This is a genomic window from Streptococcus sp. GMD1S, from assembly GCF_000296875.1.
Classification (GTDB): Bacteria; Bacillota; Bacilli; order Lactobacillales; family Streptococcaceae; genus Streptococcus.
In genome coordinates, this window is record NZ_AJQY01000134.1 from 1 (window position 1) to 1,456 (window position 1,456).

General features: G+C 36.6%; 1 protein-coding gene and 1 pseudogene. Both read left to right on the forward strand.

Going from position 1 to position 1,456, the window contains the following annotated elements:
• Positions 1-483, forward strand: a pseudogene (locus tag GMD1S_RS12310) (hypothetical protein); the annotation flags it as partial.
• A 356-nt stretch (positions 484-839) separates the two neighbouring features.
• A partial coding sequence (locus GMD1S_RS07665) for a COG3942 and LysM peptidoglycan-binding domain-containing protein (RefSeq protein WP_000754476.1) occupies positions 840-1,456 on the forward strand: 617 nt, incomplete at its 3' end.

Sequence of the window (1,456 nt, forward strand, 5' to 3'; positions counted from 1 at the left end):
GGCAAGAAACAAGGCAAGAAACAAGGCAAGAAACAAGGCAAGAAACAAGGCAAGAATTATATCTGTCAGTATAATTATATAAAGATTAACAAAGAAGATGCTCAAGATGAAGAATCGATTGCTATTCTTATAAAAATTAGAAATATTGGGTTAGGTCATGCCTTAATTGATAAAATAGAATATATAGAAAAAAATGGATCGGGAGGTAATCATAAATTAAAGGCTGAAGAAAGATTTATGATTGATAAGAAAACCTCAAATAATCTACTATTGAAGTTTGACTCAAGAATTGAAGATATTGAAAAGATTAAAATATTTTTTATTGATATTTTAGAAAATAAATATGTCTATGATTTAAAATTAGAAGGAATCAATGATAAAATGAATTTTGTGAATATTGAGGGTAAAAAATTACATTTATTTAGCCTTACCAAGGCATATTTTGAAAGTTATTTTCCAGAGATAGTAGAAAAAGATAGCTAAAGAACCGTCAAATACCAAGAAATGATGGCGCTGGGTACCGTGCAAGAAATGTATGATTTTTTGATGGAGTTATAGATGGAAAGGGACTGAGATGACCTATCTCGGTCTCTTTTTGACGGATAAATGCTTGATGTGGGAGTGGTTGAGAAGACGGTCTTTTGAGTGATTTACTGATGAAAAGATTGGGGGAATGATTCATTTTTATTCTCTTCTATCACTTTATACGATGTCTGCTTTTAAACCTTATGTAGTAAAAGTATAAATTTTTGTAACATGACTAAAATATAACTCTAAACGAACTGACATGTAAATCAAGTATGATTTTCTTATCAAGAAAATATAAGGGGAATCCAGTTATGAAAAAAACAGTTACGAAACTGACTCTTGGTTTGACTTCTACGGCTATTTTAGCTACAGTTGGTGCTCAAACTGTGCACGCGAACTCTTACGTTGTCCAAGACGGTGATTCATTTTATGCCATCGCAACTGCAAACGGCATGGATCCGCATGAGTTGGCAGCTTTGAATGGAAAAACCATCTTTGACACTATCCACCCAGGCGATGTATTGGAAGTGAGTGGTTCCGCTCAGGCTAGCTCAACCTACAGTGCTCCAGCTAGCACTGCGAACGTGGTATCAGATACAGAGGATGTTGTCGAAAAGACTCCGACAAACTATGGAAACTCATACCCTGTTGGTCAGTGTACATGGGGTGTGAAAGAATTGGCGCCTTGGGCTAGCAACTGGTGGGGAAATGCCAACACGTGGGCAATCTACGCGAGTGCTCAAGGCTATAAGACAGGAAGTGTTCCAGTAGTAGGAGCAATCGCCGTTTGGGATGGTGGTGAATATGGACACGTTGCTTATGTAACAGATGTTCAAAGTGAAAACTCCATCCAGGTATTGGAAGCAAACTACAGACGTCAAAAGCAGATTGCAAATTACCGTGGCTTCTTTAATCCTCATGAATTTTT